Annotated in this window: 17 protein-coding genes; 11 read left to right on the top strand and 6 right to left on the bottom strand. The window is 67.2% G+C overall.

The genetic code is table 11. From position 1 onward, the window contains the following. Positions 1–9 precede the first annotated feature (9 nt). The 3 genes from OA56_RS01940 to OA56_RS01930 all read left to right on the top strand — a co-directional run bounded on the left by OA56_RS01940 (position 10) and on the right by OA56_RS01930 (position 4,217). Positions 10–1,242, top strand: coding sequence for a sensor domain-containing phosphodiesterase (locus OA56_RS01940; protein WP_141056124.1), 1,233 nt, complete (start codon positions 10–12; stop codon positions 1,240–1,242). Positions 1,243–1,325: 83 nt separating this feature from the next. Beyond that, positions 1,326–3,455 carry a methyl-accepting chemotaxis protein gene (locus OA56_RS01935; RefSeq protein ID WP_461583267.1) on the top strand — a complete coding sequence of 710 codons (2,130 nt, stop codon included), beginning with the start codon at positions 1,326–1,328 and terminating at the stop codon, positions 3,453–3,455. A gap of 30 nt (positions 3,456–3,485) precedes the next feature. Continuing rightward, complete coding sequence (locus OA56_RS01930) at positions 3,486–4,217, top strand: glutamine amidotransferase (RefSeq protein ID WP_141056123.1); 732 nt, start codon at positions 3,486–3,488, stop codon at positions 4,215–4,217. Positions 4,218–4,226: 9 nt separating this feature from the next. Here OA56_RS01930 and OA56_RS01925 read toward each other — a convergent pair whose 3' ends face one another. Then, positions 4,227–4,538: a hypothetical protein gene (locus OA56_RS01925; RefSeq protein ID WP_141056122.1), complete on the bottom strand. Its 312-nt coding sequence runs from the start codon at positions 4,536–4,538 to the stop codon at positions 4,227–4,229. Between the two features lie 79 nt (positions 4,539–4,617). Further along, entirely contained in the window at positions 4,618–5,379 is a 762-nt protein-coding gene (locus OA56_RS01920; protein ID WP_055423288.1) for a TorF family putative porin, read from the bottom strand. Between the two features lie 231 nt (positions 5,380–5,610). Here OA56_RS01920 and phoB point away from each other — a divergent pair, with 231 nt between their 5' ends. After that, positions 5,611–6,312 (top strand): phosphate regulon transcriptional regulator PhoB, encoded by a 702-nt coding sequence (gene phoB / locus OA56_RS01915; protein WP_055423287.1) that lies wholly within the window; start codon positions 5,611–5,613, stop codon positions 6,310–6,312. Continuing rightward, the gene (locus OA56_RS01910; protein WP_055423286.1) at positions 6,309–7,631 is read left to right on the top strand and encodes an ATP-binding protein; all 1,323 of its coding nucleotides are present in this window, start codon (positions 6,309–6,311) and stop codon (positions 7,629–7,631) included. Before phoB ends, OA56_RS01910 begins: the two co-directional genes overlap by 4 nt. Here OA56_RS01910 and OA56_RS01905 read toward each other — a convergent pair. The 4 genes from OA56_RS01905 to gatC form a co-directional block, all read right to left on the bottom strand. Further along, a complete protein-coding gene (locus tag OA56_RS01905; RefSeq protein ID WP_461583264.1) occupies positions 7,624–9,168 on the bottom strand; it encodes a hypothetical protein in 1,545 nt (514 codons plus the stop codon). The genes OA56_RS01910 and OA56_RS01905 overlap by 8 nt on opposite strands. A gap of 90 nt (positions 9,169–9,258) precedes the next feature. Next, a complete protein-coding gene (gene gatB, locus OA56_RS01900; protein WP_141056118.1) occupies positions 9,259–10,719 on the bottom strand; it encodes an Asp-tRNA(Asn)/Glu-tRNA(Gln) amidotransferase subunit GatB in 1,461 nt (486 codons plus the stop codon). A gap of 14 nt (positions 10,720–10,733) precedes the next feature. Continuing rightward, a complete protein-coding gene (gene gatA, locus OA56_RS01895) occupies positions 10,734–12,212 on the bottom strand; it encodes an Asp-tRNA(Asn)/Glu-tRNA(Gln) amidotransferase subunit GatA (protein ID WP_055423283.1) in 1,479 nt (492 codons plus the stop codon). Beyond that, positions 12,209–12,490: an Asp-tRNA(Asn)/Glu-tRNA(Gln) amidotransferase subunit GatC gene (gene gatC / locus OA56_RS01890; protein WP_055423282.1), complete on the bottom strand. Its 282-nt coding sequence runs from the start codon at positions 12,488–12,490 to the stop codon at positions 12,209–12,211. The genes gatA and gatC overlap by 4 nt, the downstream gene beginning before the upstream one ends. A 146-nt stretch (positions 12,491–12,636) precedes the next feature. Between gatC and OA56_RS01885 the strand changes: the two genes are divergently transcribed. Genes OA56_RS01885 through OA56_RS01860 form a run of 6 tightly spaced genes read left to right on the top strand, consistent with a single transcriptional unit; the run spans position 12,637 to position 19,157 of the window. Next, positions 12,637–13,677: a rod shape-determining protein gene (locus tag OA56_RS01885; protein WP_055423281.1), complete on the top strand. Its 1,041-nt coding sequence runs from the start codon at positions 12,637–12,639 to the stop codon at positions 13,675–13,677. Positions 13,678–13,699: 22 nt separating this feature from the next. After that, a complete protein-coding gene (gene mreC / locus OA56_RS01880; RefSeq protein ID WP_072247925.1) occupies positions 13,700–14,566 on the top strand; it encodes a rod shape-determining protein MreC in 867 nt (288 codons plus the stop codon). Further along, positions 14,566–15,090 carry a rod shape-determining protein MreD gene (gene mreD, locus OA56_RS01875; RefSeq protein WP_055423280.1) on the top strand — a complete coding sequence of 175 codons (525 nt, stop codon included), beginning with the start codon at positions 14,566–14,568 and terminating at the stop codon, positions 15,088–15,090. Before mreC ends, mreD begins: the two co-directional genes overlap by 1 nt. Before the next feature lie 7 nt (positions 15,091–15,097). Continuing rightward, entirely contained in the window at positions 15,098–16,969 is a 1,872-nt protein-coding gene (gene mrdA, locus OA56_RS01870) for a penicillin-binding protein 2 (protein ID WP_461583263.1), read from the top strand. Further along, positions 16,966–18,126 (top strand): rod shape-determining protein RodA, encoded by a 1,161-nt coding sequence (gene rodA, locus OA56_RS01865; RefSeq protein WP_055423278.1) that lies wholly within the window; start codon positions 16,966–16,968, stop codon positions 18,124–18,126. Before mrdA ends, rodA begins: the two co-directional genes overlap by 4 nt. After that, positions 18,123–19,157 (top strand): septal ring lytic transglycosylase RlpA family protein, encoded by a 1,035-nt coding sequence (locus tag OA56_RS01860; RefSeq protein WP_461583262.1) that lies wholly within the window; start codon positions 18,123–18,125, stop codon positions 19,155–19,157. The genes rodA and OA56_RS01860 overlap by 4 nt, the downstream gene beginning before the upstream one ends. The last annotated feature ends 34 nt before the right edge of the window (positions 19,158–19,191 follow it).

Raw genomic sequence — 19,191 nt, 5'->3', positions numbered from 1 at the left:
GAACCCCCAATGCGCGAGCACGACGCGCCGGAATGCCTGGAAACATCGGTGCGCTGGCACCGCCATCCCGAGGACACGATCCTGAGCTATCGTGATTGGCAGCTCATGAGCCATTTCCAGCCGATCTTCAGCATCGCGCACGGGCGCATCGTCGGGCTGGAAGCCTTGCTGCGGCCACAGCACGAGGGGGTGGAGGTGCCACCGCTGCGGTTTTTCACCTCGAGTCTGCACCCCGAAGAGCTCATTCTGCGCGACCGGCTCGCCCGTCGGTTGCACTACGAAAACTTTCGGCCGCTGGCAGGCGACGATCTGTGGCTTTTCGTCAATCGGGCACCGCAGGCACAGCTCACCGAAGAAGACGATCTCCCGGCCGGGCTCGATCCGCACCAGGTCGTGGTCGAGCTCACCGAGGACGAGAGTACCGATTCCGGGTGGCTGCGCGAACTCATGGCCCGCTACCGGGCGCTCGGCTGCCTGGTCGCGCTCGACGACTTTGGTGCTCGTCATTCGAACCTCGACCGGCTCTTCACGCTCGCGCCCGACATCGTCAAGCTCGATCGCACGCTGATTTTGTTCGCGGAAGAGGACGCGCGGGTGCGCCGCAGTCTCCAGCGGCTGGTGGCGCTCATCCGCGACACCGGTGCCTTGGTGCTCTTCGAGGGCGTGGAAACCGCGGCGCAGGCGCAGCTCGCCGTGCAGGCCGAAGCCGATCTCGTGCAAGGTTTCTACTACGCCCGGCCGCAGCCGCGCGCTTTCGCCCTCAAGAGCACCTGGGGCGCGCGGGAGAAACTGCACGACCCGCTGCGGGCGCGTCCTGTGCGCCGTCGTGAGGCGGTACCCAAAACGCTCGAAGAGGTGTTCCGGCAGACCTTGCGCCGCGTCGCTTTGGGAGAAGACTTTGCTCTGGCGAGCGCCGAGTTGATCGCCCGCCCCGAGGTCTATCGCGCCTATCTGCTCGACGCAAACGGCCGCCAGCTCGGGCACAGCGCCTCGCGTGTGCCGGTGACCCTGCTGCGTTACCTACCGCTGGCCGATGGCGCCGGTGCCCTGTGGAGCGCCCGGCCCTATTTTCGCCGTGCCATCGCCATGCCCGGACGAATCCACTTGACCGACCCCTACCTCTCGGTACCCGATGGTACCTGGGTACGCACCCTTTCCGCCACGGCCCACGGCGAGGCCGGCACTTTCGTCGTCTGCGCCGACTTGGCGGCCGATACCCTCGATGCGGAGAATGCACCATGACGGCACAAACCTTGACCCATTCGAACCCTTTTGGTGCAAGTTATGCCCCGCCGCGCGCGGACGGCGCGCTCAAGAGCCGGCGCATGGCGCTCACCCCCGCCGAGCGGCACTGGCTGCCCTGGTTCGGCAAAACCGGCAAGCTCGCCATGGGCTGGGCCTGCTGGCTCAACCGCCACCGCTATCCGGCGATCGAGCGCACTTTCGAGAGCATCGCCGCCACCCGCGTGCGCCTGCTCGAAGACTGGACGCGGACGCAGTGGGAACACCTCGCCGATCTGGCCCAGACCTACGCTGGCCGGTTCGACCAGGCGCTCGATGCCGAACCCTTGCGCCAGAAACGCCTGCTCGCCGCGGATTGTTCCGAACTCTTCGTCATCGACCCGAAAGGGCGGGTGCTCGCCTCGACTGCGCCGCAGCACGTCGGCAAGCAGGATCTGCCGGAGAAAGCCGTCGCCGCCGGGCTGAGCGGCCCGTTCCTGCACGGCCCCTACGCCGACCCATTCACCGAGACGCTGGGGCCGACGACTTCGCGTTTCCACGACGAAGTCACGCTGATGTTTTACCACCCCATCGTGCGCGACGGGGAGACGCTCGGCTGTGTCTGCGCCCGCGTGCCCAACGACGTGATCGGCGATCTCATCCAGCGCGAGGCGGGGCACATCTACCGCGACTCGGGCGACAACTACCTCTTCATGGTCGAATCGCGCTTCGATCCGACGATCGCCCCGGGCACGGCCCTGTCGCGTTCGCGCTTCGAGGATGAAACGTTTACCCTCGGAGACAACCTCAAGCGCGGCGTTTCCACCCCCTACGGCACCGTACGCGTGCAGCGACACACCGAGCTCGAGCTGCGCTTCGTCGACCCGGCCACGGGGCAACTGCACCCCGGCGTGCGCGAAACGATCCGCTGCGGCGAGAACCTCTTCGTCACCTATCCCGGCTATTCCGACTACCGACACATCCCGGTGATCGGCAAGGGCATCACTTTCCGGCTGCCCGGTTCGCCCGATCGCTGGGGGATGATGTGCGAAGCCGATCTCGAAGAGGTCTATCGCCATCGCCCGCTGGGGTTTCAGCTCACGCGCGATTTCCTGCTGCTCGTCGGCGTCGCGGCGCTGCTGGCGGCGGTGTTCGCGGCCTATGCCGCACCGCCGGCGTCGACCGTGGTGGTGGCGATGGTCGCGGTGCTGCTCCTCGGCTATGCGCCGCTGCTGCGGCGCCGCGTGCGGGCGTTCACCGGACGGCTCGACGCGATGGCCGAGACGATGCGCTCGCTCGCCGAGGGGGAAGCCAACCTCACCCAGCGCTTCGATCGTCGCCTGCTCGCTGAGGACGAGAGCGGCGAGCTCGGCCGCTGGATCGACAGCTTCATCGATTCGCTCGACGGCACCTTGGGGCAAGTGGTGCGCACCACCGACGAGGTGCGCCAGACGCACGGCGAGATGATCGACAAGAACACGGAAGCTGCTGGCACCGCCAATGAGCTCCTTGCCGAGGTGCAGCATCTGCTCGACTCACTCGGCGAACAGCTCGCCGAGATCGACACCGCCACCCATACCGCCGAGGAAGTGCGCACCGCGCTCGGCGCGGTGGTGGAGAACGCCCAAGCCCAGTTTCAGACGGTGCGCACCCAGACCCAGGCGATCCGCGATTCGATCGACGCCGCCAGCCGCACCATCCAGGCGCTCAACCAGCGCACCGAGGAGATCGGCGACATCGTGGCGGTGATCAGCGACATCGCCGCCCAGACGAATCTGCTCGCGCTCAACGCGGCGATCGAGGCGGCGCGCGCCGGCGAGCACGGGCGCGGATTCGCGGTGGTGGCCGACGAGGTGCGCAAGCTGGCGCAACGCACGGCCAGCGCCACCGGCGACATCCGCGGCAAGATCGAGGGCATCCAGCACGGAGCGCGCGAGGCGGTCTCGATCATGGAATCCGGCGTGGCCGACGTCGAGAACGGTCTGCGGCTTGCCGAAGAAGCGGTCTCCGAGCAGGGCGAGGTGCACGAACTCGCCGAACGACTGCTGGGCGTGATCGAGCGCGTGGCCGAGCGCAGCCGCGTGAACGGCTCCATGATGCAACGCTTGGCGGCGATCGCCGACGGCATGCGCGGCTCGTTGGCGGCGCTCGCGGCGAGCGTCGACCGGGTCAAGCACGCCGCCGGCAAGCTGGGTGCTTCGATGCGGCGCTTCCGCGTGACGAGCGCGCGTTGAGCACCGGCGTGTTCCCTCGGGAGGACGAACATGACGAAGAACGAATCCGGCGCACGACGCGCCCCGCCGCTGGCCGTGGCGCTGCGGCACGTCGCTTACGAAGACTTGGGTCTGCTCGAGCCGTGGCTCGTGTGGCGCGGCTGGCGAGTGCGCTATATCGACCTCGGTCTCGACGAGCTCTGCGGCTGGGATGCGCTCGCCCCCGACCTGCTGGTGGTGCTCGGCGGCCCGCTCGGCGCCGAGGACGACGATGATTTCCCTTTCCTTGCCGAGGAAGTGCGCTTGATCCGGGCGCGGCTGGATGCGCAGCGGCCCACGCTGGGTATCTGCCTCGGAGCGCAGCTCATGGCCCGTGCCCTGGGGGCGCGGGTGCGACCCATGGGAACGAAAGAACTGGGCTATTTCTCGCTCGAACTCACTCCGGCGGCTGTTGGCACGCCCATCGCCCGGATCGGCGCGCAGCCCGTGCTGCAGTGGCACGGCGACGTCTTCGATCTACCCGACGGCGTGCAGAGCCTCGCGCGAACGCCGCTGTGCCCCAACCAGGCGTTCATGGTGGAGGATCACGCGATGGCCTGGCAATTCCACCTCGAAGTCGCCCCTTCTCGACTCGAGCGCTGGCTCATCGGCAACATCGATGAGATCCGGGCCTGCGGTCTGCGTCCGGACGAGCTACGCCGCCAGGCGCGGGCGCAGGAAGCGGGATTGCAGCAGGCAGCCGCAGCGGTGATGCAGGCGTGGTTCGAGCGGCTTGATCTCTGAGGTTGGCGCTCATCCACCCCGTGCGCCAAATCGGTAAGAGCGCACGTTGGAAGAATTTTTCTCGACAGAAGGATCGGCGATTTTCTCCTTTTCCAAGACGTCTTTTGATGAATTTTGCATTATTATCGCTCTCAGCCGGAGAATGAGTGCAAGGAGTTCTTCATCCTCGGCCATATCCTCGATTTCCTTCAGCACCTCCAAGGCTTGTTGTGCGTCTTTTTGCAGCCGTGCCAGATCGATGTTGTATTCCAGCTGACGACGGACGCTGAGTTTGAGTCGGGCGAGTAGTCGAATGAATTCGGGGTCGCTGGCGTCGATCATGGTTTCGTCCCGATCCTGCTTGATTGTTCATGCCCCCTCGACCGGACGTTGCCACAAACGATGGGCGAGGGGGTGTTGATCAAAAGCTTTTTTGGAACGAAAGAACTACTCTGGCATCGGCCACCTCTTCGCCGTCCCAGGTATAGGCGGATTTACTGGCATCGGTGTCGGTATAGGCCAGGGTGGCGACGCCGAAGCCGAGATCCTTGCTCACGCCGAGTTTCCAGTCGGTGTACGAGGCTGCGTCGTTGTCTTCCACTTCCTGATGCCCGACGTGGCCGAGCACACCCCAGCCCCCGCCCAGGTCATAGCTGGCCGAGAGATCGAGGTAGTAGCTGCCGCGGGTATCGCCGCCATCGTCGGTGGTCCAGCCGACGAAGTGGTCGGAAACCGTGTGGTAGTATTTGAGGGCCACCGTTTTCCAGGACAAACCGGCGTAGACTTCGGTGGTGTCCGGGTCGACCGCTCCCGAGATTTTGTCGCCGGGATAGTAGTACGTGATGATGCCGAAGTCATAGCCGAACGAGTCGGCGAAGGTGCCGCGAAAGCCGCCATAGAGGTCCACTTCGAGGCTGTTGTCCTCTTTGTAGCCGCCAGCTTCTACCCAATCGACGTTCGAGCCCCACAGTCCGACGTAGAATCCGCTATCGTGCGCCAATTCGAGGCCGCCTTGGACGGCGGGCTCGTTTTGTGTCTGCGACACACCGCGAAAGACATAGTCGCTGGTGGCCCCGAGGGTGAAACTGAGCGCAAACGGGCTCTTGGCCGTATCTTCGGCATGGGCCAAAGAGACGCCGAGCACGGCCAGGGTGGCGGTGAGGGGAAGCAGAGGGGTTTTCATGAAAGTCTCCGGTGGACAGGCCAGACGTTAGGAAGCAAGAACGATGCCAGTCGTTTTTTCCCGTTTGGCCGTGGCTTGCGGGCAGGCGCAGGGTGCCCCTTGCGCCATCTTGGGGCGGAAGATGCTTCGTTCGAGGGCAAGGGAACAGGGAGAGGCCCGAAAATGTCACGAAACCGTCACCGTTTCGCGATATAACGGCAACACGTTTCTGATGGCACGAGCGGAGGGATCATGGCGGCCAATGTGCTGGTGGTCGAGGACGAACCGGCGATCCTGGAGCTGATCGCGGTCAATCTCGAACAGGCGGGATTTCACGTGCTGCGCGCGTCCGAGGCGGAGACGGCCTTGCGGCTCATCGGAGAGGCGCTGCCGGATCTGGTGCTCATAGACTGGATGCTGCCGGGGCTGTCGGGCATCGAACTCGTGCGCCGCTTGCGGCGGGAAGAGCGTACGCGGGTGCTGCCGCTCATTTTGCTCACGGCGCGCGGGGCCGAGGTGGACAAGGTATTGGGGCTGGAGGCGGGGGCGGATGATTACGTCACCAAACCCTTTTCGCCGCGTGAGCTCGTGGCGCGCATCCGGGCGGTGCTGCGCCGGCGCCGGCCGGAGGTGGGCGAGGAGGTGCTCGAGGCGGGTGGCTTGAAGCTCGATCCGGCGGCGCGGCGGGTGCTGGCAGAAGGGCGGGTGGTGGCGCTGGGGCCGACCGAATTTCGCCTGCTGCATTTCCTCATGGTGCATCCGGAGCGGGTGCACAGCCGCTCGCAGCTGCTCGACCGCGTCTGGGGGGATCACGTCTTCGTCGAGGAGCGCACGGTAGACGTGCACGTGCGCCGCTTGCGCGCGGCGCTCGAACCCTATGGGATGGCGGGTCTGATCCAGACGGTGCGCGGGGCGGGGTACCGGTTTTCGGTGCAGACGGCACAGGAAGCATGAAGACGGCGCAGCGGCTGCGGCGACAGCGCCGTTTCGCTTGGCGGCGGCTGGCTGGCGTGGGAACGGTTGCAGCGGTGGGTGCGCTCTTTTCCTGGCCGGCGGGGCTAGGCCTGCTCGCGCTCGGGCTGGGCTGGGCATGGTGGTGCGTCGAGCGCGAGTTTGCCGAGGTGCTGGGGGAAGCGCTCACTGGAGCGCCTCATGAGGATCTTTCCCCCCGGGCGCGGCTGGTGCTCGAGCCGCTGCGGGCGCAGGAGCGGGTGTGGCGGCGCCGGGTGGAGGCGGCACGGCGCGACCGGGAGCGCCTGATCGCGGCCTGGGATCGCCTGCCGGTGGGGGTGGTGTGGCTGGCGGCCGACGGGACGATCCGCCGGCTCAACCGGCGCGCCGAGGATCTGCTGCAATTACAGCGCCGCCTGCATGGGGGGCAGCCGCTCGCCCTCTTCCTGCCCGAGCCGCGCTGGCTCGAACGCATTCGCGCTTCGGGCGAGGCCGGGTTTACCGGCGAGGTGCCGCGGCGCGGGGAAACGCTCCATTGCCGCCTGCAATGGGTTCCGCTAGAGGAAGGAGAGGCGCTGCTGCTCGTCGAGGATCGCACCGAGGCGATGCGGCTCGAGCGGATGCGGCGCGATTTCGTCGCCAACGTCTCGCACGAGCTGCGCACGCCGCTCACCATCGTGCGCGGCTACGTGGAGACGGCGCTGGATGCGCCCACTCCCCTGCCACCGCCCTTGGCGGGCTATCTGGAGCAGGTGCATGCGCAGGCGGTGCGCATGCAGCGGCTGGTGGAGGATCTTCTGACGCTGGCGCAGCTGGAGGGGACGCAGCCGCCGCCGGCGAAATGGGTCGACGTCGGGGAGCTTCTGGAGACGGCGGCCGCCCAGGCCAGAGGCGTGGCGCCTGAGGGGCTGACGGTGGAGGTGGATTTCCCGCCGCAACCCGGCGCGATCTTGGGTGTGCGCACCGAGCTGGAGTCGGCCTTGGGCAATCTCGCCCTCAACGCGGTGCGCTACACGCCCGCGCCGGGCCGGGTGGTGATCGGAGCGCGTGCGGCGGAAAACGGCGAAGGGGAGCTCTTCGTGCGCGATACCGGCATTGGGATCGCGCCGGAGCACCTGCCGCGCCTCACCGAGCGCTTCTACCGCGTCGATCGGGCCCGCTCGCGCGACCGCGGTGGCACCGGCCTGGGGCTGGCGATCGTCAATCACGTGGCGCAACGCCACGAGGCGAGGCTATTCATCGACAGCGCGCCGGGCAAGGGGAGCGAATTCCGGCTGCGCTTTCCCTCCGGGCGCTGGCGCGAGGGCGAGGCGGTCAAATGATGACCGGGTCGATCCAGAAGAAGGTGAGGATCAGGTAATCCTCGCCCTTTTCGAGGACTTCCTGCACGCGGGCGCCGCGCGTCTTGTGTTCGACCCACAGGTTGAGCAGCTTGGCTTCGGTGCCGATCTCGAGCGGAGCGAGCAGACGGTGCGTGCCTTCGTCGCCACGGCTCGTGTCGGGAAACCAGAAAGCGGGGTACCAGGGAGTTGGCGGCGCTCCTACCACGGGGAAGTGCTGCACCGCCGTCGGGCGGGGGATGCCGGGGATCTGCTCGAGCCCGAGGTGGATCTCGCCGTCGAAGGTGGCTTGGCGCCAGCGCACGCGCGTGAGCATGCTGCCGTAGGTCTTGGGGTGTTTGCGCACGAGAAGCAGCCGCCCGGGCGGCCAGCGGGTGAGCTCGCTGCGCGCGCCGCTGCGGCGGATGCGCCACCCCTTGGGACTGCGGTCCATGGCATCCCACTGCGTGAGGTGGGGGGAGTAGAGCAGCTCGTTCTTTTCCCGCTCGCGCTCGGTGAGATCGACGTCGCTGACGGTGCCGCCGAAGAGCTGGATGCGCTGGGCTTCCTCGAAGGTGCGGCGCACCGACACCGCCGTGGGCGGCTCGAAGGCGCGTCCCGTAAAGTAGAAATAGATCGCTGGCCAGTCGGAGACGACCTGCAGCCCTTCATTGCTCGGCTCGCGGGGTTCCTGTCGCTTGGGCGGCTCTCCCGTCCAGCGCTGCGACAGGGTTTCGAGGAGCAGGCGCTCGTCGGTGGATAAGCCCGTCTGAGCGAGCCGCATATGCACTTTGGGTATGAGTGCGCCGGCATCGTAGAGGCGCAGCATCTTGGCGTCGGCCAGGGCAAGCGCGGGGATGGGGGGCGAATTTCCGGCGAGGTCGATGCCGTAGCGATCGTCGATGCGATCGAGCCACTCCGGCGGAACGAACTGGGCGTAGGTAGCCAGTTCGAGCGCGAAGGTAACCACCCGCGGCAGCATCGACATGGGCAGGGCGTTGGGATTGGCGAGATGGATGAGGGCGGCGGCGTGGTGCACTTCGCGGCAGCTCAGCCGCAGCGGAGTGCCGAAAAGACCGTCGTCGACGCGTCGATTGGCCACGTTGGCGCGCTCGGCGCGCAGCAGCGCCTGGTGCAAGCCGCCCCAGAGGGTGTCGGGAACGCGCGTGAGCTCGAACCAGAAAATGAGCATCATGCGCAGCAGGCACCAGCTCTGGCGTTCGTGGGCGAGCGCGCAGTAAGGCGAGGAGGGAACGGCCGCCGGGTGCTGCGTGGCCTTGGTGTACAGCTTGATGAGCTTGCCCCAGGCTTTCAGGTACGGAGATTCGCGCGTGGGCGGGCTGCGGCGCGGCCAGCCAACGCGGTGCAGGGCCGCGCGCAGCAGGTCGGCACGATCGACGAGCTGGGAAAAGGTGGCGAACTCCTGGCCCAGGAGGCTGTCGGCCAGGATCTCGAACTCGGCCGCCGGAGGGGCCGATTCCGGGGCAACGGCCAACAGATGACGCAACCGCTCGTCGATGGCTTCGATCGTCTCCTGCATGGCGGGCCCTTTACCTATGCCGACGGAAATGGCATTGTAGCCGATTTACCCGAACGGTTTTTCCGGTCCGAACGCGATGGGAGCATCCCGTCAGGCGGTGAGTTTGCGCCGCAGCAGTTCGGTCACACGTTGTGGATTGGCCGCGCCGCGCGAGGCTTTCATCACTTGGCCGACGAGGGCGTTCAACGCCTTTTCTTTGCCGGCGCGGAATTCCTCCACCGACTTGGGATTGGCGGCGATCGCCGCTTCTACCAGCGCTTCCAGGGCGCTCTCGTCGCTCACCTGCTTGAGACCCTGCGCTTGGATGATCGCGTCGACGTCCTCGCCTGCACCCGCCCACAGCGCTTCGAACACCTTCTTGGCTCCGGCATGCGAGATCGTGCCATCCTGCACGCGGCGTGCCAGGGCGGCGATGTGTGCTGGGCGCACGGGGCTCTCGCCGATCTCGATCCCGCTGCGGTTGAGCCTGGCGGCGAGCTCGCCGAGAATCCAGTTGGCGCAGGGCTTGGCGAGTACAGGGTCCACGGCGGCAACGGCGGTCAGATAGTAGTCGGCCAGTTCTTTGCTTGCCGTGAGGAGGTTGGCATCGTAGGGGGTGAGGCCGTGTTCCTCGACGAGCCGCCGCCGCAGCGCCTGCGGCAGCTCCGGGAGGCTTGCCCGCACTTCTTCGATCCAGGCGCGGTCGATGACGAGCGGCAGGAGATCGGGATCGGGGAAGTAGCGGTAGTCGTGCGCGTCTTCCTTGGTGCGCATCACGCGGGTCTCGCCGCGCTCGGGATCGAAGAGCACGGTGGCCTGTTGGACGGCGCCGCCTTCCTCGAGCGTTTCGATCTGCCAGCGGACTTCGTAGTCGATCGCCTGCTGCAGGAAGCGGAAGGAGTTGAGGTTCTTGATCTCGCGACGCGTGCCCAGGCGCGTCTCGCCCTTGGGGCGCACCGAGACGTTGGCGTCGATGCGAAACGAGCCCTCCTGCATGTTGCCGTCGCACACCCCGATCCAGCGCACCAGGGCGTGCAGCGCCCGGGCGTAGGCCACCGCCTCTTCGGCCGAGCGCATGTCGGGCTCGGAGACGATCTCGAGCAGCGGCGTGCCGGCGCGGTTGAGGTCGATTCCGGTCATGCCGTGGAAGTCTTCGTGCAGGCTCTTGCCCGCGTCTTCTTCGAGGTGCGCGCGCGTGATGCGCACGGTTTTCTCGTAGGCGGCTTCTCCCTCGCCCACCTGCACGGTGATGGCGCCGTTTTTGACCACCGGCAGCTCGTATTGGCTGATCTGGTACCCTTTGGGCAGGTCGGGGTAGAAGTAGTTCTTGCGGGCGAAGACGCTGCGCTGGGCGATTTCGGCCTCGATCGCCAGCCCGAGGCGGATGGCGCGCTCGACGGCGCCGCGGTTGAGCACGGGCAGGGTGCCGGGCAGGGCCACGTCGATGGCACATGCCTGGCGGTTGGGTTCGGCGCCGAAGGCGGTGGAGGCGCCGGAGAAGATCTTGCTGCGCGTGGTGAGCTGCGCGTGGATCTCGAGGCCGATGACGGTTTCCCAGTCGGTGCGGTTCATGGCGGTTCCGTGGTTTACAGCGGCGGCAACCGGCGGTGCCAGTCGGTTTTTTGCTGGAAGACGTGGGCGGCGAGCAGCAGCCGCGTCTCGGCAAGATAGGGGCCGATGAGCTGGCAGCCGATGGGCAGCCCTGCCGCGTCGAACCCGCAGGGGTGCGACAGCGCCGGCAGGCCGGCGAGGTTGGCGCCGATGGTATAGATGTCCTGCAGGTATTCCTGCACCGGATCTTGACCTTTTTCGCCCAGGCGCCAGGCCGTGGTGGGCGCGGTGGGGGCGAGGAGGAGGTCACAGGAGGCGAAGGCCCGGGCGTAATCTTCGGCGATGAGGCGGCGCAGTTTCTGCGCCTGCAGGTAGTAGGCGTCGTAGTAGCCGTGCGAGAGCACGTAGGTGCCGACGAGGATGCGGCGCTTCACTTCCTCGCCGAAACCCTGGGCGCGCGTCTTGCGGTACATGTCGTCGAGGTCGGTGTACGCCGGGGCGCGGTAGCCGTAGCGCACGCCGTCGTAGCGCGCGAGGTTGCTCGAGGCTTCCGCCGGGGCGATGACGTAGTAGGCGGGAATGGCGAGCTCGGCGCGCGGCAGCGACACCTCCACGAGGCGCGCGCCCAGGGCTTCATAGGTGCGGGCGGCTTCTTCGACGGCGCGGCGCACGTCGGCGTCGAGCCCCTCGACGGCGAAGAATTCACGCGGCAGGCCCAGGCGCAGCCCATCGAGCCGTCCGTCGGCGGCGGCGAGCGCCGCGGCATGGTCTTCGACTGGGCGTTCGAGCGAAGTGGAGTCGCGCGGGTCGAAGCCTTCGATGGCCGTGAGGGCGAGCGCGCAGTCTTCGGCGCTGCGGGCGATCACGCCGGCTTGATCGAGCGAGGAGGCGTAGGCGATGATGCCGTAGCGGCTCACCCGCCCGTAGCTCGGCTTGATGCCGGTGACGCCGCACATGGCCGCCGGCTGGCGCACGCTGCCGCCGGTGTCGGTGCCGGTGGCTACGGGCACGATGCCGGCGGCCACGGCCGCGGCCGAGCCGCCCGAGGAGCCGCCGGCGATGCGGTCCGTATCCCAGGGATTGCGACAGGGGCCGAAGTGGGAGTGTTCGTTCGCCGAACCCATGGCGAATTCGTCGAGGTTGGTCTTGCCGAGGGACACGGCGCCGGCTTGGGCGAGCCGCTCGACGACGAAGGCGTCGTACGGCGGCACGAACTCGGCGAGCATGCGCGAGGCCGCGGTGGTGCGCACGCCCTTGGTGCAGAAGAGGTCTTTGTGGGCGATGGGGATGCCGGAGAGTAACGAGATGTTTCCGGCACGGCGGTGTTCGTCGGCGGCGCGGGCGGCTTCGCGCGCGCGCTCCGGCGTGAGGGTGATGAAGGCGTTGAGTCGTTCCTGCAGCGCTTGCGCGCGCTCGAGGGCGGCCTCGGCCAGCGCTTCGGCGCGGGTGCGACCTTCGGCGAGCGCGGTGGCAAGCTCACGCAGCGAGGAGGCAAGGAGCCGTTCTGTGCTCATTCGATCACCTTGGGCACGAGATAGAGGCCGTTCTCCGCCGCGGGGGCGAGGGCGAGCAGGACGTCGCGCTGATCCGGTTCGGTGACGGCGTCCTCGCGCAGGCGCTGTGGCAGATCGAGCGGATGGCTCATGGGTTCGACGCCGCTGGTGTCGACGGCTTGCAGCCGATCTACCAGGGCGAGGACCCGTTCGAGGTCGGCACGGAACGCCGCCGCGTGCTCGGCGGTCAATTCGATGCGGGCGAGTTCGGCGAGGCGGTCGAGGTCGATGGCGGGCATACGGCAGACCCTGTCGCGTCCAAAGCTTTGTAGAGTATCATATTCGCGACCCTTTTGCCGAGACTTCCCCGTGGGGGGCGACTCCTTCGCGCCACGACGTCCTAGGCCGGCGAATGCCTGCGTTTCCGTTTCTCCAAGGACCCAACATGTTCGGTTTTCTGCGTTCTTTGTTTTCCAACGATCTGGCGATCGACCTTGGCACGGCCAACACCCTCATCTACATGCGCGGCCGCGGCATCGTGCTCAATGAGCCCTCGGTCGTGGCGATCCGCATCGATCCGTCCACCGGCAAGAAAGTGATCCAGGCCGTCGGGCAGACGGCCAAGCAGATGCTGGGGAAGACCCCTGGCAATCTGCAGGCGATCCGGCCGATGAAAGACGGCGTGATCGCCGACTTCGTCGTCACCGAGCAGATGATCAAACAGTTCATCAAGAAGGTGCACTCTTCCAGTCTGCTCTCGCCCAGCCCCCGCATCATCATCTGCGTGCCTTGCGGCTCGACCCAGGTGGAGCGCCGCGCGATCCGCGACGCGGCGCTCGCCGCCGGCGCGAGCAAGGTGTTTCTCATCGAGGAGCCGATGGCTGCGGCGATCGGGGCGGGTCTGCCGGTGGCCGAGGCCACGGGCTCCATGGTGGTCGACATCGGCGGTGGCACCACCGAGGTTGGTGTGATCGCGCTGGGCGGAATGGTTTACTCCGGCTCGATCCGGGTGGGCGGCGACAAGTTCGACGATGCCATCGTCAACTACATCCGGCGCAACTACGGCATGCTCATCGGCGAGGCGACGGCCGAGCTCATCAAGAAACAGGTAGCCATCGCCTTCCCCTCGTCCGAGGTGCTGGAAGTGGAAGTCAAGGGGCGCAACCTCGCCGAGGGGATTCCGCGCAGTTTCACCGTGTCGTCGAACGAGATCCGCGAGGCGATCGCCGATCCCTTGAACCAGATCGTCTCGGCGATCAAGATTGCGCTGGAGCAGACGCCGCCGGAGCTGGGTGCGGACATCGCCGAGCGCGGCATCGTGCTCACGGGCGGCGGCGCCTTGTTGCGCGATCTCGACCGCCTCATCCAGGAAGAGACGGGGTTGCCGGTGATCGTGGCCGAGGATCCGCTCACCTGCGTGGCGCGCGGCTGTGGCATGGCGCTGGAGAAAGTCGATATGCTCGATACCCTCTTCGCCACGGAATGACCTACGGTTTCGGGGAGTTGCGATGAATTCCCCGCTCGGCGCCTCACCCAACGTTCCGCGTTTCCATCGCGCGATGTCCCCCGGGCAGCGCCTGGGGCTGGCGACGCTCGCGTCGGTGCTGCTCTTGGTGCTCGATCTGCGCTTCGGGGCGCTGGGAGCGGTGCGCGATGCGGTCTCGGTGGTGCTTCGCCCGGTCCAGGAGGCGGCGCACTGGCCGGTGAAACTCGCCGCCGACGGGTCGATCTATTTCGCCACGCTCGCCGAGGTGCAGGCCGAGAATGCGCGTCTGCGGCGCATCGAGACGGAGGACCGGCTGCGCGCGGCCACCTTGGCCAGTCTCGAGGCGGAAAATGCCGAATTGCGGCGCCTGCTGGGCATGGGCAAGCGTGCCGAGCTGCGCACCCTCGGCGTCGAAGTGCTCTACGATGCGCCCGATCCGTTCAGCCGGCGCATCGTCGTCGATCGCGGGGCGAATGCCGGCGTGCGCCTGGGCCTGGCGGTGCTCGATGCCGATGGGCTCGTGGGGCAAGTGACGCGCATCCAGCCGCTGGTGTCGGAAGTGACCCTGATCACGCAGAAGGACCATGCGGTGCCGGTGATGGTGCAGCGCAACGGTGTGCGCGGCGTGGTCTATGGCCTGGGCGACGGCTACCTCGAATTGCGCCATTTGCTCGCCGATGCGGACGTGCGCGCCGACGACCTGCTCGTCACCTCCGGCCTCGATGGCGTGTTCCCTGCGGGAATTCCCGTGGCGCGGGTGGTATCCGTCGACACCGGCGCGGGTTTTTCCCATATCGTGTGCGAGCCCGTGGCCTTGGGCGAGCGGCGGCGTTATCTCATGGTGGTCGAACGCGTGCCGGCGAAGGAAGCGTCGGCGGGAGGTGCGTGATGCAGGCCGTTTCCCGTCCGGCGCGGGTGCTTCAGCCGCCGCGGCCGCGCTTCATTTTCCTTACCCTGGCGCTGGCGTTTTTTTGGGATCTGATTCCCAAGGGGGGGTGGGGGTTCTGGCCCGAACTGACGCTGGCGGTGCTTACTTTCTGGGCGATGCGCGATCCCGATCGGGTGGGCGTGGGGACGGCGTTCGTGCTGGGAGTGATGCTCGACGTGGGGCGCGGCGTGGCCTTGGGACAGGAGGCATTGGCCTTGGTGTGGGTGGTCTATCTGGCGCAGCGCCGTTCGGCGCGCATCCTGTGGTTCGGCGGCTGGGGCCAGGCCCTTTTGCTGTTGCCCTTATGGGTGCTGGCGCTCGCCGTGCAGGCGGCGGTCCGTCTGGCCGCGGGGGGCGACTGGCCGGGATGGGGGTATTTCGGCTCGGCCTTTGCCAATGCCGCCTTGTGGCCGCTCCTGAGCTACGCCCTGCTATGGCCGCAATGGCGGGCGGTGCGCTCGGACGCTTCGGCGTCTTTGTCCTGAGACGGGCATGACGGATAGCGGATTGGACGGCGAGGCGGTGGTGGGTCGGACGCGCCGGCGTCTGGCGGTGCTGGCCGTCTTGATCCTTGCTGGTTTTTCGGTCCTGCTCGGCCGCCTGCACCAGCTGCAAGTGCGGGAGCACGCGCGCTTTCAGACGCTGGCCGAAGACAACCGTCAGGCGTTCGTGCCCATCGTACCGCATCGCGGCCAGATCCTGGACATTCACGGTGAGGCACTCGCGCGCAACGTGCGAGCCTATACCCTGGAGATCGATCCGGCGCAGGTTCGGGATCTCGATGGCACGATCGATCGCCTCTCCAAAATCGTCACGATCGAAGAGAGCGACCGCAAGCGCTTCCTGCGTCAGATGCGGGACCAGCGCGGCCTGGGCAGCATCGCGATCCGCCAGCATCTCACGGACGAGGAGGTGGCGCGCTTCGTGGCCTGGAAGTTCGCCTTTCCCGGCGTCGAGGTGCAGGCGCGGCTCTTTCGCGAGTATCCGCAGGGCGAAGCGACGGCGCACGTGGTCGGTTATCTCGGGCGAATCAACGAGCAGGATCTGGAGCGGCTGGAGGGCGAGGGGCTCACGGGTGCCTACCGCGGCACCGACTATACCGGCAAGGAAGGTATCGAGGCGCAGTACGAGGCGCTGTTGCACGGCACGACCGGCTGGGAGCGGCTGGAAGTGAATGCGGCGGGGCGGGCGGTGCGCCGGCTCGACCGGCGCGAGGCGGTGAGCGGCAAGGATCTGGTCTTGACGATCGATGCGCGCCTGCAGCGTTTCGTGCTCGACGCCTTTGCCGGGCGGCGCGGGGCGTTCGTCGCGCTCGACCCGCGCGACGGGGCGGTGATCGCCATGGTTTCTTCCCCCTCTTTCGATCCGAAGCTCTTCCTCGACGGTTTGACGCAGGCCGACTGGGAGCGGCTCGCTCTGAGCGAGGATCGTCCCCTCTTCAACCGCGCCTTGCGCGGTACCTATCCGCCCGGCTCGACTTTCAAACCCTTCATGGCCATGCTCGGGCTCACCTCGGGCAAGCGCCAGCCGGGGCAGCGGTTCGACCGGCAAGGGATGTTCGAGTATTCCGGCGTCAAGTTGTATGACAAGAAGAGCAGTTGCCAGAGCGGGGTCGATCTGCACCGGGCGCTGGCCTTCTCCTGCAACGTCTATTTCTATACGCTGGGTAACGAGCTGGGAATCGATGCCATCAGTTCCTTCATGGGTAAACTGGGGTTCGGACAGCGCACCGGCATCGACCTGCCCGGCGAAGCGTCCGGGGTGTTGCCTTCGCGCGAATGGAAACGGCAGCGGTTCAAGAAGGCGAGCCAGCAGCAGTGGTTCGGCGGCGAGACGCTGTCGACCTCCATCGGTCAGGGCTACAATGCCTATACGCCCTTGAAGATGGCACATGCCTTGAGTATCCTCGTCAATGGCGGCGTGATCCGCAAGCCGCACGTGCTGGCAGCCACGCTCGATCCAGTCACGGGCGAGCGCATTCCCGTCGCCGGTGAGGTAGCCGGCTTCGTCAAACTCGATCCCGCGCACGTCGATGCCGTGCTGCGGGCGATGGTCGACGGCGCGCGTATCGGCACCTCGGCCCGCGCCTTTGCCGGGGCGGCCTATTCGGTGGGTGGCAAGACCGGCACGGCGCAGGTCTTCTCCTTGCAAGGGCGCAAGTACGACCCCGATGCCACCGATGAGGATCTGCGTGACCATTCGTGGTACATCGCCTTCGCTCCGGCCGACGAGCCCCGCATCGTCGCGGCGATCATCGTGGAAAACGGCGGCCCCGGCGGCCGGACGGCGGCTCCCCTGATGCGGCAGATCTTCGATTATTATTTTGCTTCCCATGTGGAACCCGGAGAAGAGGGCGGGCGATGAATCTCATGCCATGGCTCGCTGTCTTGAAGCGGATGGGACGGCGTTGGGACCCTCCGCTCATCGCCTGTGTGCTGCTGTTCTTCGCCGGCGGGCAGGTGGTGCTGATGAGCGCTTCTCCCGAGCGGGTCGATTCCCTGTGGCTGCACCAGATCTTGGCGCTCACGGCGCTTTTGGCGGCAGCCCAGGTGCCGTTTCGCTGGTGGTTTCGCCTGGCCCCGCCGCTGTATCTCGTGGGGGTGCTGCTGCTGGTGGCCGTGCTGCTCTTCGGCGAGACGGCCAAGGGGGCGACGCGCTGGCTCGATCTGGGCGTGGTGCGCATCCAGCCCTCGGAACTTATGAAGCTCGCGGCGCCGCTCATGCTGGCATGGTACTTTGCTCGGCGGCGCCAGTCGCTTGCGTGGTGGGATCACGCCGTGGCCTTCGCGCTGCTCGCGATCCCCGCCGCGCTGATCCTGAAGCAGCCCGATCTGGGCACGACCATCCTGGTGGTGGCCGCCGGTGGCTTCGTCCTCTTTTTCGCCGGGCTGTCGTGGCGGCTCATCGGGCCGCTCGTACTGGCGCTGGCGATCGGCGTGGGGGCGCTGCTCGTGCAGGGCGATCGCTGGTGTCAGCCGGACGTGGCCTGGCCCATGCTGCACGATTACCAGAAACAGCGCGTGTGCACGCTGCTCGATCCGGAGCGCGATCCCTTGGGCAAGGGATTCCACACCATCCAGGCGGCGATCGCCATCGGTTCGGGGGGCGTGTGGGGCAAGGGGTGGCGCGAGGGGACGCAGTCGCAGCTTTCTTTCGTGCCGGAGCGCCACACCGATTTCATCTTCGCGGTGCTTGCCGAGGAGTTCGGTTTCTTCGGCGCGGCGGCTTTGCTGTCGGCCTACGCGCTGCTGCTGCTGCGCGGCGCCTGGCTTGCCGCCCGCAGCCCGAGCTGGGCCGGGATGCTGATGGGAGGGGCGGTCGTCGGAACCACTTTCGTCTATGCGTTCGTGAACGTGGCGATGGTGAGCGGCATGTTGCCGGTGGTCGGCGTGCCTTTGCCGTTCATCAGCTACGGCGGAACGGCGCTGGTGACGCTGGCCACCGGTCTGGGGTTGCTCTTGAGCGCGGCGGCCGAGAGTGCCCCTGAGAGAGGTTTTTCCGCCTGGCGGGGGGTGGCATGAAACGCGTGCAGAGATGGCCTGCGGCCAGCGTGGTGGTCCTCGTCGGTCTGAGCGTGGCGGCCTGCGGTTCGCCGCAGACGAAGCGCACGGCAACCGAGGCAGGGGTGCGCAGCGCGATGGTTTCCGGCGAGGAGCCGATTCCGCGCGTCGAGCCCTTGCGTCCGGCCAATGCACGCGCTTACACCGTGCTCGGCCGCACGTACTTCCCCATGACGGATTTTGCTCCGTACCGGGAGATCGGCCTGGCTTCGTGGTACGGCCGGCAGTTCCATGGCCAGCCGACGGCTACGGGCGAGACCTACGACATGTATTCCTTCACCGCCGCGCACAAAACACTGCCCATTCCCAGCTACGCGCGCGTGACCAACCTCGCTAACGGTCGACAGGTGATCGTGCGGGTGAATGACCGCGGCCCCTTCGTCTCCGAACGGCTCATCGACCTGTCGTTCGCGGCGGCCGACCGCCTGGGGTTCGCCAACCAGGGGACGACGCAGGTAGAAGTGGAGCTGATCCTGCCGGAAGAGATTCGCCTGGCCGAGGCGCGCGGCGAGCCGATTCGCGCCCGCGGCAGTGAAAACCGGCCGACGACGCTCGCTGCCCGTTCCGCGGCTACCCCCACACCGGCGGCAGGGCGCACGCCGCCCGAGGCGGAAACCGCCCCGACCGCCGTGCCGCCCGTGATCGCCACGGCCAGTACGCCGGCGAACGAGGCGGCGGCCGTACAGACTGCGGCCGTTCCGACGCAAGAGGCGATTGCGGCGGTCCCGCTCGCACCCGCCGCGATCGAGCGCACGGTTCCGGCGCCTGGCTATTACCTGCAGCTGGGAGCGTTCGCCCAGGCAGACAACGCCGATTCCTTCCGGCGGCACGCGGCGACGATGTTGCCGGAGATCGACTTGCACGTGGTCGCCGCAACGGACAAAGTCCGCGTCTGGGCCGGGCCGTTCGCCGACGAGGCGGCGGCGCGCACGGCAGCGCGCATCGTCACGGCACGCCTGGGCGGCAGCGCCTTCGTGGTCACCGCCCCCTGAAGCGTCGCGGCGTATAATGGGGTGCTTCGCAATG

The sequence above is a fragment of the Tepidiphilus sp. HLB4 genome, assembly GCF_054823945.1.
The sequence above is the reverse complement of the archived record's forward strand: the minus strand, read 5'-3'. Positions and strand labels throughout refer to the sequence as shown.

What these genes read in the sequence shown, in the direction of transcription:
- OA56_RS01930 (WP_141056123.1), top strand. Translation starts at nt 3,486, where the DNA reads ATGACGAAGAACGAATCCGGCGCACGACGCGCCCCGCCGCTGGCCGTG.
- gatA (WP_055423283.1), bottom strand. Translation starts at nt 12,212, where the DNA reads ATGAGCACAGAACGGCTCCTTGCCTCCTCGCTGCGTGAGCTTGCCACC.
- OA56_RS01940 (WP_141056124.1), top strand. Translation starts at nt 10, where the DNA reads ATGCGCGAGCACGACGCGCCGGAATGCCTGGAAACATCGGTGCGCTGG.
- OA56_RS01910 (WP_055423286.1), top strand. Translation starts at nt 6,309, where the DNA reads ATGAAGACGGCGCAGCGGCTGCGGCGACAGCGCCGTTTCGCTTGGCGG.
- rodA (WP_055423278.1), top strand. Translation starts at nt 16,966, where the DNA reads ATGAATCTCATGCCATGGCTCGCTGTCTTGAAGCGGATGGGACGGCGT.
- phoB (WP_055423287.1), top strand. Translation starts at nt 5,611, where the DNA reads ATGGCGGCCAATGTGCTGGTGGTCGAGGACGAACCGGCGATCCTGGAG.
- OA56_RS01905 (WP_461583264.1), bottom strand. Translation starts at nt 9,168, where the DNA reads ATGCAGGAGACGATCGAAGCCATCGACGAGCGGTTGCGTCATCTGTTG.
- OA56_RS01935 (WP_461583267.1), top strand. Translation starts at nt 1,326, where the DNA reads ATGGCGCTCACCCCCGCCGAGCGGCACTGGCTGCCCTGGTTCGGCAAA.
- OA56_RS01920 (WP_055423288.1), bottom strand. Translation starts at nt 5,379, where the DNA reads ATGAAAACCCCTCTGCTTCCCCTCACCGCCACCCTGGCCGTGCTCGGC.
- gatB (WP_141056118.1), bottom strand. Translation starts at nt 10,719, where the DNA reads ATGAACCGCACCGACTGGGAAACCGTCATCGGCCTCGAGATCCACGCG.
- mrdA (WP_461583263.1), top strand. Translation starts at nt 15,098, where the DNA reads ATGACGGATAGCGGATTGGACGGCGAGGCGGTGGTGGGTCGGACGCGC.
- mreC (WP_072247925.1), top strand. Translation starts at nt 13,700, where the DNA reads ATGAATTCCCCGCTCGGCGCCTCACCCAACGTTCCGCGTTTCCATCGC.
- gatC (WP_055423282.1), bottom strand. Translation starts at nt 12,490, where the DNA reads ATGCCCGCCATCGACCTCGACCGCCTCGCCGAACTCGCCCGCATCGAA.
- OA56_RS01925 (WP_141056122.1), bottom strand. Translation starts at nt 4,538, where the DNA reads ATGATCGACGCCAGCGACCCCGAATTCATTCGACTACTCGCCCGACTC.
- mreD (WP_055423280.1), top strand. Translation starts at nt 14,566, where the DNA reads ATGCAGGCCGTTTCCCGTCCGGCGCGGGTGCTTCAGCCGCCGCGGCCG.
- OA56_RS01885 (WP_055423281.1), top strand. Translation starts at nt 12,637, where the DNA reads ATGTTCGGTTTTCTGCGTTCTTTGTTTTCCAACGATCTGGCGATCGAC.
- OA56_RS01860 (WP_461583262.1), top strand. Translation starts at nt 18,123, where the DNA reads ATGAAACGCGTGCAGAGATGGCCTGCGGCCAGCGTGGTGGTCCTCGTC.